The organism is Pseudoalteromonas sp. UG3-2 (genome assembly GCF_037120705.1).
In the GTDB taxonomy this organism is placed as follows: domain Bacteria; phylum Pseudomonadota; class Gammaproteobacteria; order Enterobacterales; family Alteromonadaceae; genus Pseudoalteromonas.
This window is the reverse complement of record NZ_JAWLJU010000002.1, coordinates 2,420,001-2,436,029: the sequence shown is the minus strand read 5'-3', so window position 1 is coordinate 2,436,029 and position 16,029 is coordinate 2,420,001. Positions and strand designations below refer to the sequence as shown.

The 16,029-nt window shown below is 46.9% G+C and carries 17 protein-coding genes, 2 tRNA genes and 2 rRNA genes (1 of these 21 cut by a window edge); 13 read left to right on the top strand and 8 right to left on the bottom strand.

Annotation, left to right across the window (positions count from 1 at the left end; genetic code table 11):
- Window position 1 precedes the first annotated feature (1 nt).
- Window positions 2-1,456, bottom strand: coding sequence for an aminotransferase-like domain-containing protein (locus tag R3P39_RS13900; protein WP_336568174.1), 1,455 nt, complete (start codon window positions 1,454-1,456; stop codon window positions 2-4).
- Between the two features lie 109 nt (window positions 1,457-1,565).
- Here R3P39_RS13900 and R3P39_RS13895 point away from each other — a divergent pair, with 109 nt between their 5' ends.
- Entirely contained in the window at window positions 1,566-2,480 is a 915-nt protein-coding gene (locus R3P39_RS13895) for a DMT family transporter (RefSeq protein WP_336568172.1), read from the top strand.
- Between the two features lie 30 nt (window positions 2,481-2,510).
- Here the strand turns inward: R3P39_RS13895 and R3P39_RS13890 are convergent, their stop codons facing one another.
- The gene (locus R3P39_RS13890) at window positions 2,511-3,365 is read right to left on the bottom strand and encodes a diacylglycerol/lipid kinase family protein (protein WP_336568170.1); all 855 of its coding nucleotides are present in this window, start codon (window positions 3,363-3,365) and stop codon (window positions 2,511-2,513) included.
- 283 nt (window positions 3,366-3,648) lie between these two features.
- Here R3P39_RS13890 and R3P39_RS13885 point away from each other — a divergent pair, with 283 nt between their 5' ends.
- The 4 genes from R3P39_RS13885 (at window position 3,649) to R3P39_RS13870 (ending at window position 5,099) form a co-directional block, all read left to right on the top strand.
- Window positions 3,649-3,792: a hypothetical protein gene (locus R3P39_RS13885; protein ID WP_336568169.1), complete on the top strand. Its 144-nt coding sequence runs from the start codon at window positions 3,649-3,651 to the stop codon at window positions 3,790-3,792.
- Window positions 3,793-4,017: 225 nt separating this feature from the next.
- Window positions 4,018-4,108: transfer RNA gene (locus R3P39_RS13880), tRNA-Ser, on the top strand.
- 20 nt (window positions 4,109-4,128) lie between these two features.
- Window positions 4,129-4,221, top strand: a tRNA-Ser gene (locus tag R3P39_RS13875).
- Window positions 4,222-4,349: 128 nt separating this feature from the next.
- Window positions 4,350-5,099 (top strand): MBL fold metallo-hydrolase, encoded by a 750-nt coding sequence (locus R3P39_RS13870; protein ID WP_336568168.1) that lies wholly within the window; start codon window positions 4,350-4,352, stop codon window positions 5,097-5,099.
- Here the strand turns inward: R3P39_RS13870 and R3P39_RS13865 are convergent.
- Entirely contained in the window at window positions 5,088-6,209 is a 1,122-nt protein-coding gene (locus tag R3P39_RS13865) for an aminotransferase class V-fold PLP-dependent enzyme (RefSeq protein ID WP_336568166.1), read from the bottom strand. The genes R3P39_RS13870 and R3P39_RS13865 overlap by 12 nt on opposite strands.
- A complete protein-coding gene (locus R3P39_RS13860) occupies window positions 6,202-7,383 on the bottom strand; it encodes a PrnB family protein (RefSeq protein WP_336568165.1) in 1,182 nt (393 codons plus the stop codon). Before R3P39_RS13860 ends, R3P39_RS13865 begins: the two co-directional genes overlap by 8 nt.
- A 120-nt stretch (window positions 7,384-7,503) precedes the next feature.
- Between R3P39_RS13860 and R3P39_RS13855 the strand changes: the two genes are divergently transcribed.
- The 3 genes from R3P39_RS13855 to R3P39_RS13845 are packed head-to-tail and all read left to right on the top strand — an operon-like array spanning window position 7,504 to window position 10,420.
- The gene (locus tag R3P39_RS13855) at window positions 7,504-7,965 is read left to right on the top strand and encodes an Lrp/AsnC family transcriptional regulator (RefSeq protein ID WP_336568164.1); all 462 of its coding nucleotides are present in this window, start codon (window positions 7,504-7,506) and stop codon (window positions 7,963-7,965) included.
- A 17-nt stretch (window positions 7,966-7,982) separates the two neighbouring features.
- The gene (locus R3P39_RS13850; RefSeq protein ID WP_336568163.1) at window positions 7,983-9,299 is read left to right on the top strand and encodes an alpha/beta hydrolase; all 1,317 of its coding nucleotides are present in this window, start codon (window positions 7,983-7,985) and stop codon (window positions 9,297-9,299) included.
- The gene (locus R3P39_RS13845; protein ID WP_336568162.1) at window positions 9,299-10,420 is read left to right on the top strand and encodes a GNAT family N-acetyltransferase; all 1,122 of its coding nucleotides are present in this window, start codon (window positions 9,299-9,301) and stop codon (window positions 10,418-10,420) included. The genes R3P39_RS13850 and R3P39_RS13845 overlap by 1 nt, the downstream gene beginning before the upstream one ends.
- Here R3P39_RS13845 and R3P39_RS13840 read toward each other — a convergent pair.
- Window positions 10,406-10,996 carry a DUF938 domain-containing protein gene (locus R3P39_RS13840; RefSeq protein ID WP_336568161.1) on the bottom strand — a complete coding sequence of 197 codons (591 nt, stop codon included), beginning with the start codon at window positions 10,994-10,996 and terminating at the stop codon, window positions 10,406-10,408. The genes R3P39_RS13845 and R3P39_RS13840 overlap by 15 nt on opposite strands.
- A 165-nt stretch (window positions 10,997-11,161) precedes the next feature.
- Between R3P39_RS13840 and R3P39_RS13835 the strand changes: the two genes are divergently transcribed.
- The 5 genes from R3P39_RS13835 to R3P39_RS13815 all read left to right on the top strand — a co-directional run bounded on the left by R3P39_RS13835 (window position 11,162) and on the right by R3P39_RS13815 (window position 14,182).
- A complete protein-coding gene (locus R3P39_RS13835; protein WP_336568160.1) occupies window positions 11,162-11,344 on the top strand; it encodes a hypothetical protein in 183 nt (60 codons plus the stop codon).
- Between the two features lie 125 nt (window positions 11,345-11,469).
- Window positions 11,470-11,826, top strand: a complete 357-nt coding sequence (locus tag R3P39_RS13830) for a hypothetical protein (RefSeq protein WP_336568159.1) — start codon at window positions 11,470-11,472, stop codon at window positions 11,824-11,826.
- Between the two features lie 8 nt (window positions 11,827-11,834).
- Window positions 11,835-13,211 carry a class II fumarate hydratase gene (locus R3P39_RS13825; RefSeq protein WP_336568158.1) on the top strand — a complete coding sequence of 459 codons (1,377 nt, stop codon included), beginning with the start codon at window positions 11,835-11,837 and terminating at the stop codon, window positions 13,209-13,211.
- A gap of 92 nt (window positions 13,212-13,303) precedes the next feature.
- Window positions 13,304-13,783: a hypothetical protein gene (locus tag R3P39_RS13820; protein WP_336568157.1), complete on the top strand. Its 480-nt coding sequence runs from the start codon at window positions 13,304-13,306 to the stop codon at window positions 13,781-13,783.
- Between the two features lie 9 nt (window positions 13,784-13,792).
- A complete protein-coding gene (locus R3P39_RS13815; protein WP_336568156.1) occupies window positions 13,793-14,182 on the top strand; it encodes a hypothetical protein in 390 nt (129 codons plus the stop codon).
- On the opposite strand, the gene R3P39_RS13810 is transcribed toward R3P39_RS13815, so the two are convergent.
- From R3P39_RS13810 to R3P39_RS13800, 3 genes are all read right to left on the bottom strand, one after another.
- Entirely contained in the window at window positions 14,183-14,371 is a 189-nt protein-coding gene (locus R3P39_RS13810) for a hypothetical protein (RefSeq protein WP_336568155.1), read from the bottom strand.
- Window positions 14,372-14,725: 354 nt separating this feature from the next.
- Window positions 14,726-14,839 (bottom strand): 5S ribosomal RNA (rrf, locus tag R3P39_RS13805).
- A gap of 141 nt (window positions 14,840-14,980) precedes the next feature.
- Window positions 14,981-16,029: ribosomal RNA gene (locus R3P39_RS13800) — 23S ribosomal RNA — on the bottom strand (it continues 1,842 nt past the right edge of the window).

The window sequence follows — 16,029 nt, the reverse complement described above, 5'->3', positions numbered from 1 at the left end:
ATTAGCGTCCACTGGCGTTTTTAAGCTCTGTCGTCAGCCTGCCTAATTGATAAACTGCCTGCTCTACGTCACTGCTCCACGGTAATCCATAGCTAATTCTAATACAGTGCTGATATCGGTTACTGGCGCTAAACAAGGTGCCAGGAGTAATGCTAATGCCGTTTTCCAGTGCCCGTTGAAATAATGCCGCTCCACTCACTTGCTTCCCCAGATCCAGCCACAGTACGCACCCTCCTTGCGGCCGGCTAACCCGTATGTCGTCTGTGAATGCTTGACGCACCGTTTGCACCATACGGTCCCGGTTTTCCATTAAGCGCTTACGTACTAGCTTTAAGTGACGCTCATAGCCACCCGAGCTGAGGAACTCAGCTAACGCCCACTGATTCATCAGCGATGAAGAACAACTTAACGCACGCTTGATACGCTTCGCCTTAGCCACAAACTGCCCTGCTACCATCCAGCCGACACGGTAGCTTGGTGCTGCTGTTTTTGAAAAGGAAGAGCAGGTGATCACCATGCCTTTGCGACTAAACGCTTGGGCAGGAATGCCGCGTTGCTCAGTAAAGTACAAGTCTCCATAGACATCGTCTTCAATCAGTACCACATCGCGAGATTCCAGCAGCGCAACTAATTCAGCGCGGCGGCTATCGGGCATAAAGCTACCTAAGGGATTATTAATGCTGGTAGAAAACACACAAGCACGAATATCATGCTGATCCAGTGCTTTTTCCAGGTCTTCCAGCCAAATACCATCATCATGACACACTGGGATCTCAATGGCCTGAAGACCCAAGCTCTCAACCAGCTCAACAATGCCAAAATAGCAAGGTGATTCAACCGCCACGACATCGCCCTTAGTAGTCACCGCTTGCAGCGCGATTGCTAAGGCTTCTTGAGCGCCATTGGTGATCACTAATTCCGCCATATCAATGGCCAGGCCCATATCTAAGTAACGACGTACAATCTGTTTTTTTAGGCTTTCCAAGCCATCCATAGGACCATAGTTAATCAGCTCATGACCGGCCTGCTTCATGGCTCTGCGCATTAACTTGGCCAATACTTGCTCTGTACCAGCCACCGCAATGGGGTTAGCAATACCCAGCGGCACTGTGTGTGGCTGATGAATACCGCTGTAAACCTGCTCAATCAGCGCTTGTTTATTTACCACCACCGGTTTATTAGGTAATTGGGTGCGCTTCGGATAAACATTGGCTTCACGGCGAGTGCTAAGAAAGTAACCTGACTTTTCTCGTGCCACCACCCACCCTTGGGCTTCCAGTAACTGATAAGCCTGCTTAACGGTAGGTACGCTGACATTGAGGTTGTGCGCCATGGTGCGCAGCGACGGCAGCTTTTCGCCTGGCAACAGAGATTTTTGTTCTACCATGGTTAATATCATTTGAATCACTTGTTGATATAAATAGCTGGCATCTTGGCGCTGAATTACGGTACTCATAAGCATTAAATCTGTATAGGTTAAAATTAGCAATTTCTGTATATAGCATATACAGAATAACAGCGTAGACTACCCACTTCTAGCATTGTTTTAACCTTGAGCGTCTGTCATGCAAAATCTTTTTCTGTACACCATAACGGTATTGATCTGGGGATCGACCTGGCTTGCCATCGAATATCAACTCGGCAGTGTCAATGAGTTTGTTTCACTATTTTATCGCTTTGGTCTCGCGGCCATCTGTATGTGGATGCTGGTTTTATACAAACGCGTCGATATGAAGTTTTCACTGACCGATCATGGCTTTTTTGTGTTGCTTGCCATTTGTAACTTTGGTGCCAATTACCTATTTTTGTACTGGGCTCAAGCGCACTTAACCTCAGCCATGGCTTCCATCGCCTTCTCGCTCCTACTGGTGGTGAATATTATTAATACCAAGTTGTTTTTCGCCAAGCCAATTGCCAAACGCATTTATTTTGGTGCCGCCCTTGGCACTGGGGGGATAATCAGCTTGTTTTGGCAGGACTTGGTCGCATTTGATTTGCGCAGCAGTGCAGTACTCGGGTTATCATTAGCGTTAATAGGTACAGTGATTGCCTCACTTGGCAATATGGTGAGTGTTCGTAACTCCAATCGCCAAATTAATATAATGGCAGGTAACGCTTGGGGCATGCTGTATAGCACAGTGATGCTAGCAGGCTATATTGCGCTGAGCGAACACCAGTTTATTAATGCTGCGCCAGCCTCTTACTGGTGGTCACTGGTGTATTTAAGCGTCTTTGGCACGGTGATCGCATTTGCTTGCTATTTTTCTTTACTGAAAAACATTGGCCCAGAGAAAGCCAGTTATCTCATTGTGTTATTCCCTTTTGTGGCAGTGATTTTAAGTACTATTTTTGAAGGATTTCAGTGGCAACAAAATACCTTCATCGGCTTTTTGCTGGTTGTGGTGGGTAACGCCATTGTGCTGACACCCCTTGAGCGTATTGCCGCTTGGTTGTCGTTACGGTCCCCAGTTAGAAGTTGAAGTCTTACCAATGCTTTAGCTTCTTACTCTTCAAGCGCCATTTATTGATGGCGCTTTTTTTATGCGTATTTGTCCGGCATAGCAACGGATCTCCACTGGAGTTGTTGCAACGATTTCTCCATCTGCCTCCACCGGTAAACCAGGTTCACTTACTTCAAAATGGCGCATTGGCTGATGATAAACATTTGTAACCTTCATATGACGGCCAAGCAACATGGCTGCAAATAAGCCAACTCGTTGCCACATGGTTCTGGGTGTGAACCAGATTAACTCCAGTTGACCATCAGCAATCGATGCCATCGGTGCAGGTGTCAGACCCGCAGCAAAGTGCTTACCATTGGCGGCTAATAGCATCATGCCCTGCTGTGGCCAATCCGAATGCTCTAGCCGCATTGTTTTGGCACTCCACAGCGCAGTTAATCCCGCCAAAGTGTAGCTTAATCGGCCCAACCGCTTGCCCTGCTGAAGTTTACTTACCACATGGGCATTAAAACCAACGCCTGCGATATTAACAAACCAATGTTGGTTTACGCGGCCTAGGTCAATCGCCATTGTGTGTGATGAAAACACACTGTTGCGCCATTGCTCAGTGCTATACTGAAACTGCCTTGCAAAGTCATTGCCGGTCCCAGCTGGCAGTAGCGCAATGTCACACGCTAAGTTCGCTACGGCATTGATGACTAAGTTTAGGGTGCCATCACCACCAATGACCACCACGGTATCTTCTGTTGTCGCTAATTTAGCAACTATCGAGCAATCAGAAGCATAATTTCCGCTGCTATAAAGCCACTTCACCGAGCATTTTTTTCGTTTTATTTGTTGTTCTAACCAAGCAATATGCTGCGCCGCAGCAGGCCCAGCAAGTGGATTAACAACCACCAACATAAAAACCCCAAAAGCAAAAAATCATTTTATATGAATAAAAAACCAACCCAAAAGCACTGAATTCAAACAACCCCATATAAAACCATGATTTTATTAACCTTATAAAGATAAACACAAGATAAAAAAGTGAATACCTATTCATTTAAAACACCAAGACAAAGCTTAACCACACATTAATTGATAAGAAAAACTAATGCGAAAGAGATACTTTTTATCGTTGTTAATTTAATCAATTTGGCGGCAAAATAGCCTTGTTTTCAATTAAACCAGTTAGGAGTCAGACATGCTTAATTCAGCTGCGCCTTGCAGCCCTTCACAAAATACGTTTAATACCACTGGGCCATCTAAGCGCCGTTTTAACTGGAGCAAATGGCTCACCTTATGTGCTCAGCATTTGGCACTTAAAGACGTGATTATGTATAAGTAAGTCTGCACAGAGCATGGCGCCCCAACCCGCCATGCTGCTGTTCCCTCCACTGTGCTCAATAGAGCATAAAAGCATCTGTTCCACCACTGTTTTTCCTTCGACTGTCATACAAAGCGCTCATTTTTAGCCGTATTTTAAAAAAAACCGCCTTTTCGAGTATTTTTTAAGCAAACGGTTTAAAAACGGTTTACAGCGCCGAATTGGCTGAGTATTATCTTTGCCCATGGAGAGATGGCTGAGTGGTTGAAAGCACCGGTCTTGAAAACCGGCATACGTTAATAGCGTATCTAGGGTTCAAATCCCTATCTCTCCGCCATTTTTAAAAAGTATTGCGTCGGAGAGGTGGCCGAGTGGCTGAAGGCGCTCCCCTGCTAAGGGAGTATAGGGTTTGTAGCCCTATCGAGGGTTCGAATCCCTCCCCCTCCGCCATTTCTTTGTAAAGAAACCGCTATTATGGCGGTTTTTTTATTGCCAAAATTTACCTTCCCCCACACTCTGGTCAGACCACATCGAGCTGTGCTAAATTGGTTCTTCTGTTAGTTAAAACACCGTCCCGAATGAAACTACATGTACTAGAAGGCTACATTCAAAGCATTTACTTGGTTGAGTATCAACACCAACTCTTACTGCTCGATGGCTGCTGCCGTGCCGATGTCACTTTAGTATGTGATTATATAAAGCAGTTAAACCGCCCTATCACGGATTTAGCCCTAATAGTGGTTACGCACATGCACCCTGATCATGCTGGGGGAGCGCACGCACTACGCCAGTTAACCGCAGCCAAAATTGCCACAGCCAATGCACCTAGCCAGTGGTATCAAGGACTTGATGGCATCATGATGCACCTGTCAGACATGGCTTTAGCATTATGGGTAGCCGGGAGAAAACGCAAAGCGAAGCGCAACCTCTGGTACCCGCGTAAGCTCGTTGCAGACTATTTCCTCGCCGATGGTGATACCCTGCCCGGCTTTGATGAGTGGCTGGCCATACATACCCCAGGCCATACCGACCGTGATTTGAGCCTACTACATATGCCTAGCAAACGCATCTATGTCGCCGACTTAATGGTAAAGGTCAAAGGCCAGTTTATCGCGCCATTTCCGGTTTTTTATCCGCGACTGTATCGCCAATCATTACACAAGGTGCAACAGCTCCAGCCACACTCAGTGATCTTAGCCCACCAAGGGGAAGTGGACACGCCAGAGATTGACTTTGCAGCCTTGATAGCACGCGCGCCCAAACAACCAATGACGCACTGGCGCTCGGTAAAAAAGAAAACCAAGCAGGCCCTTGGATTAGGTCGCTAGCACCGAGTTCACGACTGCGATCAGCTGGTTAATGTCTGCTTCCGTGTTGTAGATATGCGGCGATACCCGTAAGCCATAGCGACGCTGATCGGTGGCAACTTGAGCCTGTTGTAACGCTTGGCTAACCGTTTCTTGTTGCTCAGCAAAATCTAAGATTGCCGTACCAGAGCAATGCTCGGCAGCCACTGGTGAGCGGTAGAATGGCGCGAGTTCAGTTTGTAAACGCGTGAGCAGCTTAAGGTTATGAGCACGAACCGTGTCTATGCCAAGCCGAGCAAAGTAATCGAGACTGTGTCCGGCATACACAAATGGCGCCACCGATGGCGTGCCTCCCCAAAAACGCAATGCGGTATCATTAAAAGCAAAGTGATGAATGTCGAACTCAAATGGGTTTTGATGGGAAAACCAGCCAACATCTTGCGGTTCACAATAGGGTAAAACATCGGGGTGCACCCAAAGAAATCCAGCCCCAGGGCCGCCACAACTCCACTTTACACTGGAGCCGATAACGCAGTCGGCTTGCCACAGAGTTAAATCTATCGGTAATACACAGAGTGACTGCGCAATATCAACAATGGTGCGACATCCCGACTGTTTTGCCAGCGTAATAATGTCTTTTACCGGAGCCTGCTCACCGCTATTAGAATAGACATGGCTGATAAACACCCAATCTATTTGCTCATTTATATACTCTTGCCAAACGTTGCTGTCGTGCATATCTAAGTGCGCCGGAATAAAGACCACTTCGACATTGTCTAAGGCGTGTTGGAAAACAAACCCCATGCTCGGAAAGTCGTCTTCACTCATCAGCACCCGCACCTTGCGCAAGTTACTCTCGGGTAGGCTCATCAACCATTTGCTTAAACCACTGGAAAGATTGACTTGCGGGCAAAACCACTGCGGTTGCGAGTTAAGTAGTTGCGCCAGTGCTCCTTGAAACCGCTCTATGCTTTTTAACCATTGCGGCCAAGGTTCTGTGCTTTCACTCTGCCACGGCAAAACAAAATGTTGATGGTAGTCTTGCGCTGCAGAGCGCAGCATTCTGCCCACTGAGTGACTCAGTAAGTAATGGCCTTCAGGTAAGTGAAAATCAGCGTTAAACTCAGTCATTATCAGCTCCAAGTGCCCCTTTTAAGCGCTGCAAGTCGGTGTGTCGGGTAAAAATATCATCACGCTTCGCTGCCGCGCGTCGGTCTCTGAGATCGGCTAAACTCTGCAATAATGCGTCTAGTGGTGGGCCACTGGCGGTGACTTTACTCAGGTGCTGCTCTTGCATCTGCTGCGATGGCTTAGCGATATACTTTTCAACTAATTGATTATGATGCTGTATTGCCGTGTCACCATGGAGTTTACACACTTGTATAAACAAGCGTGCCGCAGGCTCAAACCACTCCCCATGGGGACCTTCAAGAGCTTCTAAAAAGGCATCCATCAGGTTTGGGGTGCGCATACACTCACGCAGTGTAGCTTGGTCCTCAGGCATCATATATAAAAACTTTTCCACCAGCATTTGTCCATAGCTAATGTCATTAGCCGGGCATAGGCCCAACATCATGTCGATCACATTAATACCAGCAAAGTCCCCCGCATTTGCGCCGCGGTAAACCTCCTTACCAACCCGGTAAGGTTTATAGTATGGTCGTACAACATGAAAAAAAGCATCGGCATCCAACGCCTTAAACAGCGTCTGATTAGACTCAATCACATCCAGCAACGCCTGTTTTACCTGCTGTAATAATACCACCGCCATAGGGTGAGATATGCCGACATGATGTACCTTCATTAATGCCTCAGCACCGCGTTTATAAGCCAGTATGGCTTGAGTATTGTAGTCAATAAACAAGCGCTCGGCAGGGTGTGAAGTAAAGCGTTTATACACGCCATTTATTGCTCGGTTGTGGGTGGTTAGGTGTGCCGTTGCAAAGCGTGGTGTGACGCCAATGGAAGCGCCAATATGCATGGCTAATGCCGAGGCCTCTGTCAGTGGTGAATGGCTTTCGCGACTTGGCTCGGTGATTTCATGGCGCCGGCATGCCGCCATAAATAAGCCGACATTACCCAGTAAATCAAAGGCCTGCTCAAAGCCTTCGTCGGTGTTACCTTCTGCTAATAAGGCTGAAATTAGGGCATTGCCCTGCTCTAGTAACTGCTGTTTATATGGTTCGCCCACTCCAGCAACATTGGCTTTATCTTCTTGCTGCCAGTATAACTGTTCAAGTTGGTCGTTAATGGTGACGAAAGGTCCGCGGATCCAGTTGTCGAATTGTAACGATAAGGTGCTCATTAGTCTCTGCTAGCTATTCTAAATAGCTACAGGCTATCAAAGTAGCACGAGCATAATTTGCTAATTTTCGCTAAAAAAATAATACTAACTAGCAATATCCACTAAATCTAAGCGTTTAATGTGAATTTAGACCGTAAAGACAAACTATTGCTCAACGCCTTACAGCATAACGCTCGCTTGAGTAATGCCGCGTTAGCAGAGCAAGCCAATTTATCCGACACGCCGTGTTTGCGGCGCATCAACAAGCTCCAGCAAAGTGGCATCATTAGTGGCTATCATGCTGCCATAGACCGAGCTCAAGTTGATTTAAGTATTCTCGTGTATGCGTTTATTCGCCTGCATGAAAACAGTGCCAGTGCAGCAAACCAGTTTGAACAACATGTCGGTGAGCAAGATCATGTGATCACTTGCTCTGTGATCTCAGGCAGTTATGATTACCTACTTGAAATAGTCGCGAAAGACTTGCCCAGCTATGAGCAATTCGTCAAACACCAGTTAGGTGCGTGCAATGCCATTGCTGCCATTGAGTCAACCATTGTACTCAAACAAACCTTTGCTAAACGCACACTGCCCATTCGGTAATTCGCTCTGGAGAGCCTGTGAATAAGAAGACAATACTGCACTTTGTTACTCACACCCTGCTACTTGGTTTGGTTATGCTACCCGCAAAGGTCATGGCAACCGACTGCTTAACTCAGGTTAATGACTTGGCATTGTTCGAACACAGTAAAGCCAATGGTAAACTGCGCTTTGCTATCGACTCTGGTCCTGCGGTTATCAAGGTAACTCCCCAGATGAGTTTCAATCAGTACCTCAGCCTTACTAAAGCACTCATTGAGCGTCGCAACCCTCGTGGCAACCTTCCCTGTCCCGTCACCACTCCGACAACAGCAATATTACAGCTGCATGCCACTTCGGTGGCCGATTTAGTGGCTCCTTTTGAACTACCTCAGAGCAATTCAGACAAGGCTATTTTGCTGTTGCACGGGTTAACTGACTCGCCGTTTACCTTTCATTATCTGGCGGCGTCCTTACATCAACAGGGATATAGCGTGCGCACGGTGCTATTACCTGGTCATGGCACTGCAGCGAGTGATTTAACTCAGGTATCTATACAAGATTGGCAACGCCATGTTGCTTATGCCATCGAACAAACCAGCGAGGACTTTAAGCAGTTTGCGGTGTTAGGATACTCCACTGGTGCAGCGTTAGCTCTGCACTATCTTGACCAACAAGTACCGGATAATCTCAGTGCCTTAGCGCTCATTTCTCCGGCCACAGAGCCACATAATAAACACGCTTGGCTGGCGCAGTGGCTCGATTACTTACCGTTTGTAGAGTGGATCGATGAAGATGCCGACCTTGATTTTGCTAAGTATGAGTCCTTCCCTTGGCATGGCGCCACCCTAGCCCATCAAGCAATGGCACCTGTACAAGCGATGACCGCACTGCCCGATGTCGCTACCTTTGTTAGCTTCAGTGATGTCGATACCACCATCGATAACCAGACAACAGCAAAGCTGCTAAAGCAGTGGCAACAACACCCCAGCAATACCATCCCCCCTGTGCAATGGCTATATAGTGAAACTCAGCCACAAAGCAACCGTCCTGAGGTTTTTATCCGTCGTGTTGCCTCTAAACGCGTGTTAGACATGTCACATATTGGTATTTTGCAGCCACCAGAGCATAGCTACTATGGCAGCAACGGCCCCTATCGTAATTGCACGAGTTACCATTTAGATAAGGCCCAATTTGCCCGCTGTCGACTGGGAGAAAAAGTAGTGTATGGTGAGCGTCACCAAGCCAACCTGCAGCAGCCCTTGCCGCTTGCTAGGATCACGTTCAACCCAGACTATCAAGGCTTCGTTAGCGCTCTTATCGACTTCTTTTCAACGCATGGGGATGGTAGCCACTAATGTCGTTTAGTCATGACTTCAAAAACGCAATAAGCGACATTCCAGAGCAAATTTGGCAGGCGCTATCTGGTAAGCAGGTATTCACTCACTATGCATTTTTACGAGCCTTAGAGGAAACTGGCTGTGTTAGCCATAAAACGGGCTGGACCCCTCATCACTTAGTTATCCGCTGTCAAGATGACATTGTTGCCATCCTGCCCGGTTATATTAAAACACACTCTTATGGCGAATACGTTTTTGATTGGGCGTTTGCAGAAGCGTATCAACAACATGGCCTACCCTATTACCCAAAGTGGCTGTGTGGCGTGCCATTTACCCCAGTGCAAGGGCCAAGGCTATTAGCCAAAACACTCAATCAGGAGTTATGTAATTACATTGAACAGGTGTTACTGCAACTATCACACACAGAGTTAAGTGGTGTGCATATAAACTTTATTGCTAACCCTGCTACCTTGGCTAATACCCGCTTTGTGACAAGACGCAACGTTCAGTTTCATTGGTATAACCGTGATTATCACGACTTTGCCGATTTTCTTAGCCGCTTTAATGCCAGAAAACGTAAAATGGTAGTAAAGGAGCGCCGTAAAGTTGCACAACAGGGCATAGCGATCCGTTGGTTCCAAGGTGATGAGGTGACAGCTGAGCTACTCGATGCCTTTTTCCTTAGTTATCGCCTAACCTATTTAAAGCGTTCGGGCCATCATGGTTACCTTTCTAAAGGCTTCTTCCAGCAACTGTGTAAAACCTTGCCTGAACATGTCCGGCTCTGCTGTGCATATCATCAGGGCGAGGTGGTGGCCACAAGCTTGTATTTTATCGACCAAGATACGCTATACGGCCGTTACTGGGGGGCCATTCAAGACCAGTTTGACTTCTTGCATTTTGAGCTTTGTTATTATCAAGGCATAGAGCTGGCCATTGCCCAACAACTTCAGATCTTCGACGCTGGCGCCCAAGGCGAGCATAAACTCGCACGAGGGTTTGAGCCGGTTTGGCGACACTCCTTCCACTATTTATTTCAAGCTGACTTTCACCGTGCGCTACAAGATTTTAGCCGCCGCGAAACGCAAGCACTGGGTGAGTATTTTCAACAGTGTCAGGACAAGCTACCGTTTAAATAGTAATAAACGATTGTTGGCTGGCATCTGGTGATCCTCTAATAAGGTAAAGCCATGTTGTTGTGCCAGCGAGACCAACCAAGTTTGCTCCCGTATACCGCTTTGTGGGTCGCGCTGTTGTAACAACGCATCAAAGCGCTCATTACTGGCACTGGTGTATTGGCCATGATAATTAAAAGGGCCGTAAATAAATAACAACCCAGCAGGCTTGAGGTGCATTGCTGCTCCTTGTATAAGCTTAACCACCAGTTGCTCTGAGATGATATGCACAGTATTGGCGGTAAAAATAGCATCGTATTGCTGCTTCACAGGCCAGGAGAAATGTAAGTCTATAGCTAAAGGAGGACGAAGGTTACTTAGCTGCGCTTCTGCCAGCCAAGCATTAATACCTTCATGATGCATTTGCTGATCGGCAGTCTGCCAAGTCAATTCAGGCAGATGTTGCGCAAAATGCACGGCGTGTTGGCCAGTGCCCGACCCTATTTCTAATAATTGCAAGCGACCAGTTAAGTGAGGTTTTAACTTTTCCAGGATGGGATCTTTGTTGTTTTCACATGCTTGAGAGAAGGGTTTTGTCATTGTTTTTGCACTAATTTGATCAATCTATGCCCGCTATTGAGGCAAGGATCAGCAACAATTGCAAGTGGTGTCATCAGTAAGTCTGTTAAGCAATTAAAATCATGAAAGAAATTTATTTTGGTATAACTTCTGCTACGTTTAAAGAGGAACTAGAGGAGAAGCAAGATGAAAATTTCAGAGATCACACACATGCCTAGCGAAGTTAAGAGTCAAGGTTTACTCTTAAAGCGTCGTAAAAATGCCTTTATGAAAGGCAAGTCTTACCGGCAAGAGATCGCTAATCTGATGCAGTTAGATGAGCAGGAAAAGGAACATACCGAGCAAAACTATCTCCTCGGATATAACTAATTTTATCCCTGCAGCTCGCAATGCCAGAACCTCAATAATGAGGCTCGACACGAGCTTGAATTTACAACGCAACAATGTAATGATAATAATTATCATTACATTGTTGCGTTGGATACATGCGGAATATGACTTCACCATTATGGCACGACACCTTATTGCAGTCCCCGAATAGCGATCTATGTGCTCCGGTCATGGTCGCCGAGTTTATTTCTGCCAAGTTAAATACTGCCAGATACTATGGCCGCCGCAACAACCCTTTGCTACAAGAATTCTATCTTAAGCATGCCTTATCAACATTATTAGAAGCCATAGCTGATCCTTTAATCGCCTTAAGCATTAGAAAACAGTGTATGGATCAGCTATTCAAACCTTTGTTGGCACTGAAGCGCTTTTATCGGCTAAACCACTCATCGCAGCAACATTTTTTACGGCTGCAACGAGAGGCGTGCCAAGTATGCCAACAGTTTAACCCGTTTATATAGGAGTAACTATGGATAAGTTCCGCCAAGAAAGTGATAGTATGGGCACACTTGATGTGCCAAAAGAAGCCTTATATCAAGCCCAAACCCAGCGCGCAGTTAATAACTTTCCCATTAGCGGTATCACGTTACCACAGCAATTTATTAAAGCGCTGGCCTATATTAAACAGGCTGCCGCTGAAGCCAATCAGTCTCTTGGTCACCTAGAAGCCGAAAAAGCAAAAGCGATTGTGGCGGCTTGCCAGCAATTGATTGATGGTAAACATCTTGAGCAATTTCCTGTCGATGTCTTTCAAACCGGTTCGGGCACCAGCTCCAATATGAATGCTAATGAAGTCATCGCCACCTTAGCAACACAAATTGGCGGCATTAAGGTTCACCCTAATGACGATGTCAACATGGGGCAAAGCTCCAATGATGTTATACCCACCACTATTCACGTCAGTAGCGCCATTGCCGCTGTGTATGAATTATTGCCAGCCCTAAAACACCTATCAGCCACCATTGAACAAAAGTCATCATCGGTTGGCCACCATGTAAAAACAGGCCGAACCCATCTAATGGACGCCATGCCCGTCAGTTTTGCACAAGTACTCAGCAGCTGGCAAAGCCAAGTGGATAACGCTTGCCAAGGCATTGTGCAAGCATTAGAAAAGGTATACCAATTAGGACAAGGGGGAACCGCTGTCGGCACTGGAATTAATGCCGACCCTAAGTTTTCTGAGCAATTCAATAATTGCCTAAGCAGTAACGTTGGGATCCGCTTTAGTAAAGGTCAGAACTTTTTCTATCACATTGGCTCTCAGGATGCCATCGTTGCCCTCTCTGGGCAGTTAAAAACGTACGCCACTGCACAAATGAAACTGGCCAATGATCTCCGTTGGATGAATTCAGGACCCTTAGCAGGGCTGGGAGAAATCGAGCTCGAGGCGCTTCAGCCTGGTTCCTCTATTATGCCAGGCAAAGTTAATCCGGTTATTCCTGAAGCCGCCGCTATGGCCAGCGCCCAAGTCATAGGTAACGACACCACCATTACAGTGGCAGGACAGTCTGGTAATTTTGAACTCAATGTCATGTTGCCAGTCATTGCGCTTAATATTTTGCAAAGCATAGAAATACTTGCAAACAGTGCACGGTTACTCGCCGACAAGGCCATCGCCAGCTTTACCGTCAATGAAGACAATATTAGTAAAGCCTTAGCCAAAAACCCGATTCTGGTTACCGCGCTAAACCCGGTGATTGGCTATGAAAAAGCCGCTAAAATCGCTAAACAAGCTTATCAAGAAGGGCGACCGATTATTACCGTGGCACAGGAGCAAACGGATCTCAGCGAGGAAGAGTTACAGCGACTGTTGGATCCGCAAAAGCTGACCCTTGGCGGGCTATGATTACTCATAGTAGGCTGCGACAGTAGCCTACTTCTGTCTTGCTATTACCGTGTTATTTGCGTAGCTTAATAAGCAACAACAGGAGATAGTAAATGAATAAAACCGTATTAGCACTGCTGGTCTCAGTCCTACTGGCCGGCTGCCAAAAAGAAGCACAAAGTGATAACCAACAGCAACCCACAGCTGAAACGACTCAGACCAGTAATGCCCCACAACCTAAGCTAGAGCTGCAAGAGCAAAAGGTAGCAGAGCTGACACAAGAACAATTAAGCGACTTAAAACAACAGCTGGACACGCTTACCGCGGATAAAAGCTGTGACAACAGTTCACAATGCCAAGTCACTGCGGTCGGTGATCGCGCCTGTGGCGGGCCCTCTTCTTACCTAATATTTTCTACTAAACACAATAATGCAACCACTGTGACGCAACTGGCAGATAAGATCACGGCGGCAGAAAAGGCTTATAACTTAAACAATCAGGTCATGAGCATTTGTGAGCATTTAACCAAACCAAGCGCTCAATGTGTTGAAAATAAATGTGTTAAACTAGCAAGCAATCACCCGACACAATAGAGGCTTACAATGAAATCACCTTTTTTGCTCACTGCTTTAGCAACACTAACCATCGCGTTAACAGGCTGCGAAACTACCACAGCAAACAATAGCCAAAGCAGTAACAGCAAGAGCAATATCAGTTTGAGCGACATTGAACAGCAATTAGGGTGTGATGCTAGCTATCAATGCAAAGTGATCGGCTTGGGTGAACGTTTAACCTGTGGTGGCCCCCGTGAATACCTGATTTACTCAACTAAACATAGCGATGAAAAGCAGGTAGAGCAGCTTGTGGCTACCTTAACTCAACAAGAGCAACAGGAAAACCAGTCAAAACCGCCAGCACAGAGTTGCGAACCAGTAATGCCTGTGCAAACGCTTTGTATTGATAACCAATGCAAACCCATAACGATTAAATAGTTATGGGCCAATAAATTCATTAATTAATGACACCACCATGACCATCAAGGCACATAGGCCCGCATTAACTAAATATTTTACTTCCAGCTGATGCTTAACCCAATAGCAATACATAAAGCGGATTAAATAAGTAGCCGACGTGCCAAATAAGGCAAAGATTACTAATAAAGCTAATAGTTGAAAGGTCACTGTGCCTCCTCTTTTTTGCCCATCATATCGCGGATCCTGCTGCGCTAATAGCCATTCCCCTTAAAATGCTGAAGAAAAGCCTATACCCGCGAATTAAGCCACTTATAGGCGTGGGTTCATTGCGACCGAAGCACCGCTTCGCAGCGCAATGAACGCGAGATATGGATACCGAGCCGGAAGCCCTCCACAGGGATGTGTGTCCAAGGGTTGTCAGAGCAAGGCTTGTGGTTTGTCTCTATCCTATTGCTTCCAGGCTGTTTAGATTTTGTAGGCGCAGGTTTACCCCGCGATGTTTTATGGTGCTGTAAACGCAAAAAACCCGCTGCATTGCTGCAGCGGGTTTCGCTTATAAGGCCCTGGCGATGTTCTACTTTCACATGGGAAGCCCACACTATCATCGACGCTGTTTTGTTTCACTTCTGAGTTCGGCATGGAGTCAGGTGGTTCCAAAACGCTATAGTCACCAGGAAATTCGGTTCATCAATGAGGTCGCCCTCATTAATTAAAATCTGGAAAAAACTGCTTAAATTCTTCGTCTTCGTCGCGGTCTAAAACCGCTGCTACTTTAGTATCTTATCAACTTCTGTCGCTAAACCACTTTGGCGTTGTATGGTTAAGCCTCACGGGTAATTAGTACAGGTTAGCTTAATGGCTCGCACCACTTCCACATCCTGCCTATCAACGTTGTCGTCTTCAACGGCCCTTTAGTGGACTCAAAGCCCAAGTGAGAACTCATCTCGAGGCCTGCTTCGCGCTTAGATGCTTTCAGCGCTTATCAGTTCCGAACGTAGCTACCGGGCAATGCTATTGGCATAACAACCCGAACACCAGCGGTTCGTCCACTCCGGTCCTCTCGTACTAGGAGCAGCCCCTCTCAATTCTCAAACGCCCACGGCAGATAGGGACCGAACTGTCTCACGACGTTCTAAACCCAGCTCGCGTACCACTTTAAATGGCGAACAGCCATACCCTTGGGACCGACTTCAGCCCCAGGATGTGATGAGCCGACATCGAGGTGCCAAACACCGCCGTCGATATGAACTCTTGGGCGGTATCAGCCTGTTATCCCCGGAGTACCTTTTATCCGTTGAGCGATGGCCCTTCCATTCAGAACCACCGGATCACTATGACCTACTTTCGTACCTGCTCGACGTGTCTGTCTCGCAGTTAAGCTGGCTTCTACCATTACACTAACCGTACGATGTCCGACCGTACTTAGCCAACCTTCGTGCTCCTCCGTTACTCTTTGGGAGGAGACCGCCCCAGTCAAACTACCCACCAGGCACTGTCCTCAATCCCGATCCAGGGACCTAAGTTAGAACATCAACACTACAAGGGTGGTATTTCAAGGTCGGCTCCACACCATCTAGCGACGATGCTTCAAAGCCTCCCACCTATCCTACACATGTAGGGTCAATGTTCAGTGCCAAGCTGTAGTAAAGGTTCACGGGGTCTTTCCGTCTAGCCGCGGGTACACAGCATCTTCACTGCGATTTCAATTTCACTGAGTCTCGGGTGGAGACAGCGTGGCCATGGTTACACCATTCGTGCAGGTCGGAACTTACCCGACAAGGAATTTCGCTACCTTAGGACCGTTATAGTTACGGCCGCCGTTTACCGGGGCTTCGATCAAGAGCTTCGCATACGCTAACCCCATC

What these genes read in the sequence shown, in the direction of transcription:
- R3P39_RS13890 (WP_336568170.1), bottom strand. Translation starts at nt 3,365, where the DNA reads ATGTTGGTGGTTGTTAATCCACTTGCTGGGCCTGCTGCGGCGCAGCAT.
- R3P39_RS13820 (WP_336568157.1), top strand. Translation starts at nt 13,304, where the DNA reads ATGAATAAAACCGTATTAGCACTGCTGGTCTCAGTCCTACTGGCCGGC.
- R3P39_RS13840 (WP_336568161.1), bottom strand. Translation starts at nt 10,996, where the DNA reads ATGACAAAACCCTTCTCTCAAGCATGTGAAAACAACAAAGATCCCATC.
- R3P39_RS13870 (WP_336568168.1), top strand. Translation starts at nt 4,350, where the DNA reads ATGAAACTACATGTACTAGAAGGCTACATTCAAAGCATTTACTTGGTT.
- R3P39_RS13860 (WP_336568165.1), bottom strand. Translation starts at nt 7,383, where the DNA reads ATGAGCACCTTATCGTTACAATTCGACAACTGGATCCGCGGACCTTTC.
- R3P39_RS13825 (WP_336568158.1), top strand. Translation starts at nt 11,835, where the DNA reads ATGGATAAGTTCCGCCAAGAAAGTGATAGTATGGGCACACTTGATGTG.
- R3P39_RS13895 (WP_336568172.1), top strand. Translation starts at nt 1,566, where the DNA reads ATGCAAAATCTTTTTCTGTACACCATAACGGTATTGATCTGGGGATCG.
- R3P39_RS13900 (WP_336568174.1), bottom strand. Translation starts at nt 1,456, where the DNA reads ATGAGTACCGTAATTCAGCGCCAAGATGCCAGCTATTTATATCAACAA.
- R3P39_RS13815 (WP_336568156.1), top strand. Translation starts at nt 13,793, where the DNA reads ATGAAATCACCTTTTTTGCTCACTGCTTTAGCAACACTAACCATCGCG.
- R3P39_RS13865 (WP_336568166.1), bottom strand. Translation starts at nt 6,209, where the DNA reads ATGACTGAGTTTAACGCTGATTTTCACTTACCTGAAGGCCATTACTTA.
- R3P39_RS13830 (WP_336568159.1), top strand. Translation starts at nt 11,470, where the DNA reads ATGACTTCACCATTATGGCACGACACCTTATTGCAGTCCCCGAATAGC.
- R3P39_RS13845 (WP_336568162.1), top strand. Translation starts at nt 9,299, where the DNA reads ATGTCGTTTAGTCATGACTTCAAAAACGCAATAAGCGACATTCCAGAG.
- R3P39_RS13835 (WP_336568160.1), top strand. Translation starts at nt 11,162, where the DNA reads ATGAAAATTTCAGAGATCACACACATGCCTAGCGAAGTTAAGAGTCAA.
- R3P39_RS13885 (WP_336568169.1), top strand. Translation starts at nt 3,649, where the DNA reads ATGCTTAATTCAGCTGCGCCTTGCAGCCCTTCACAAAATACGTTTAAT.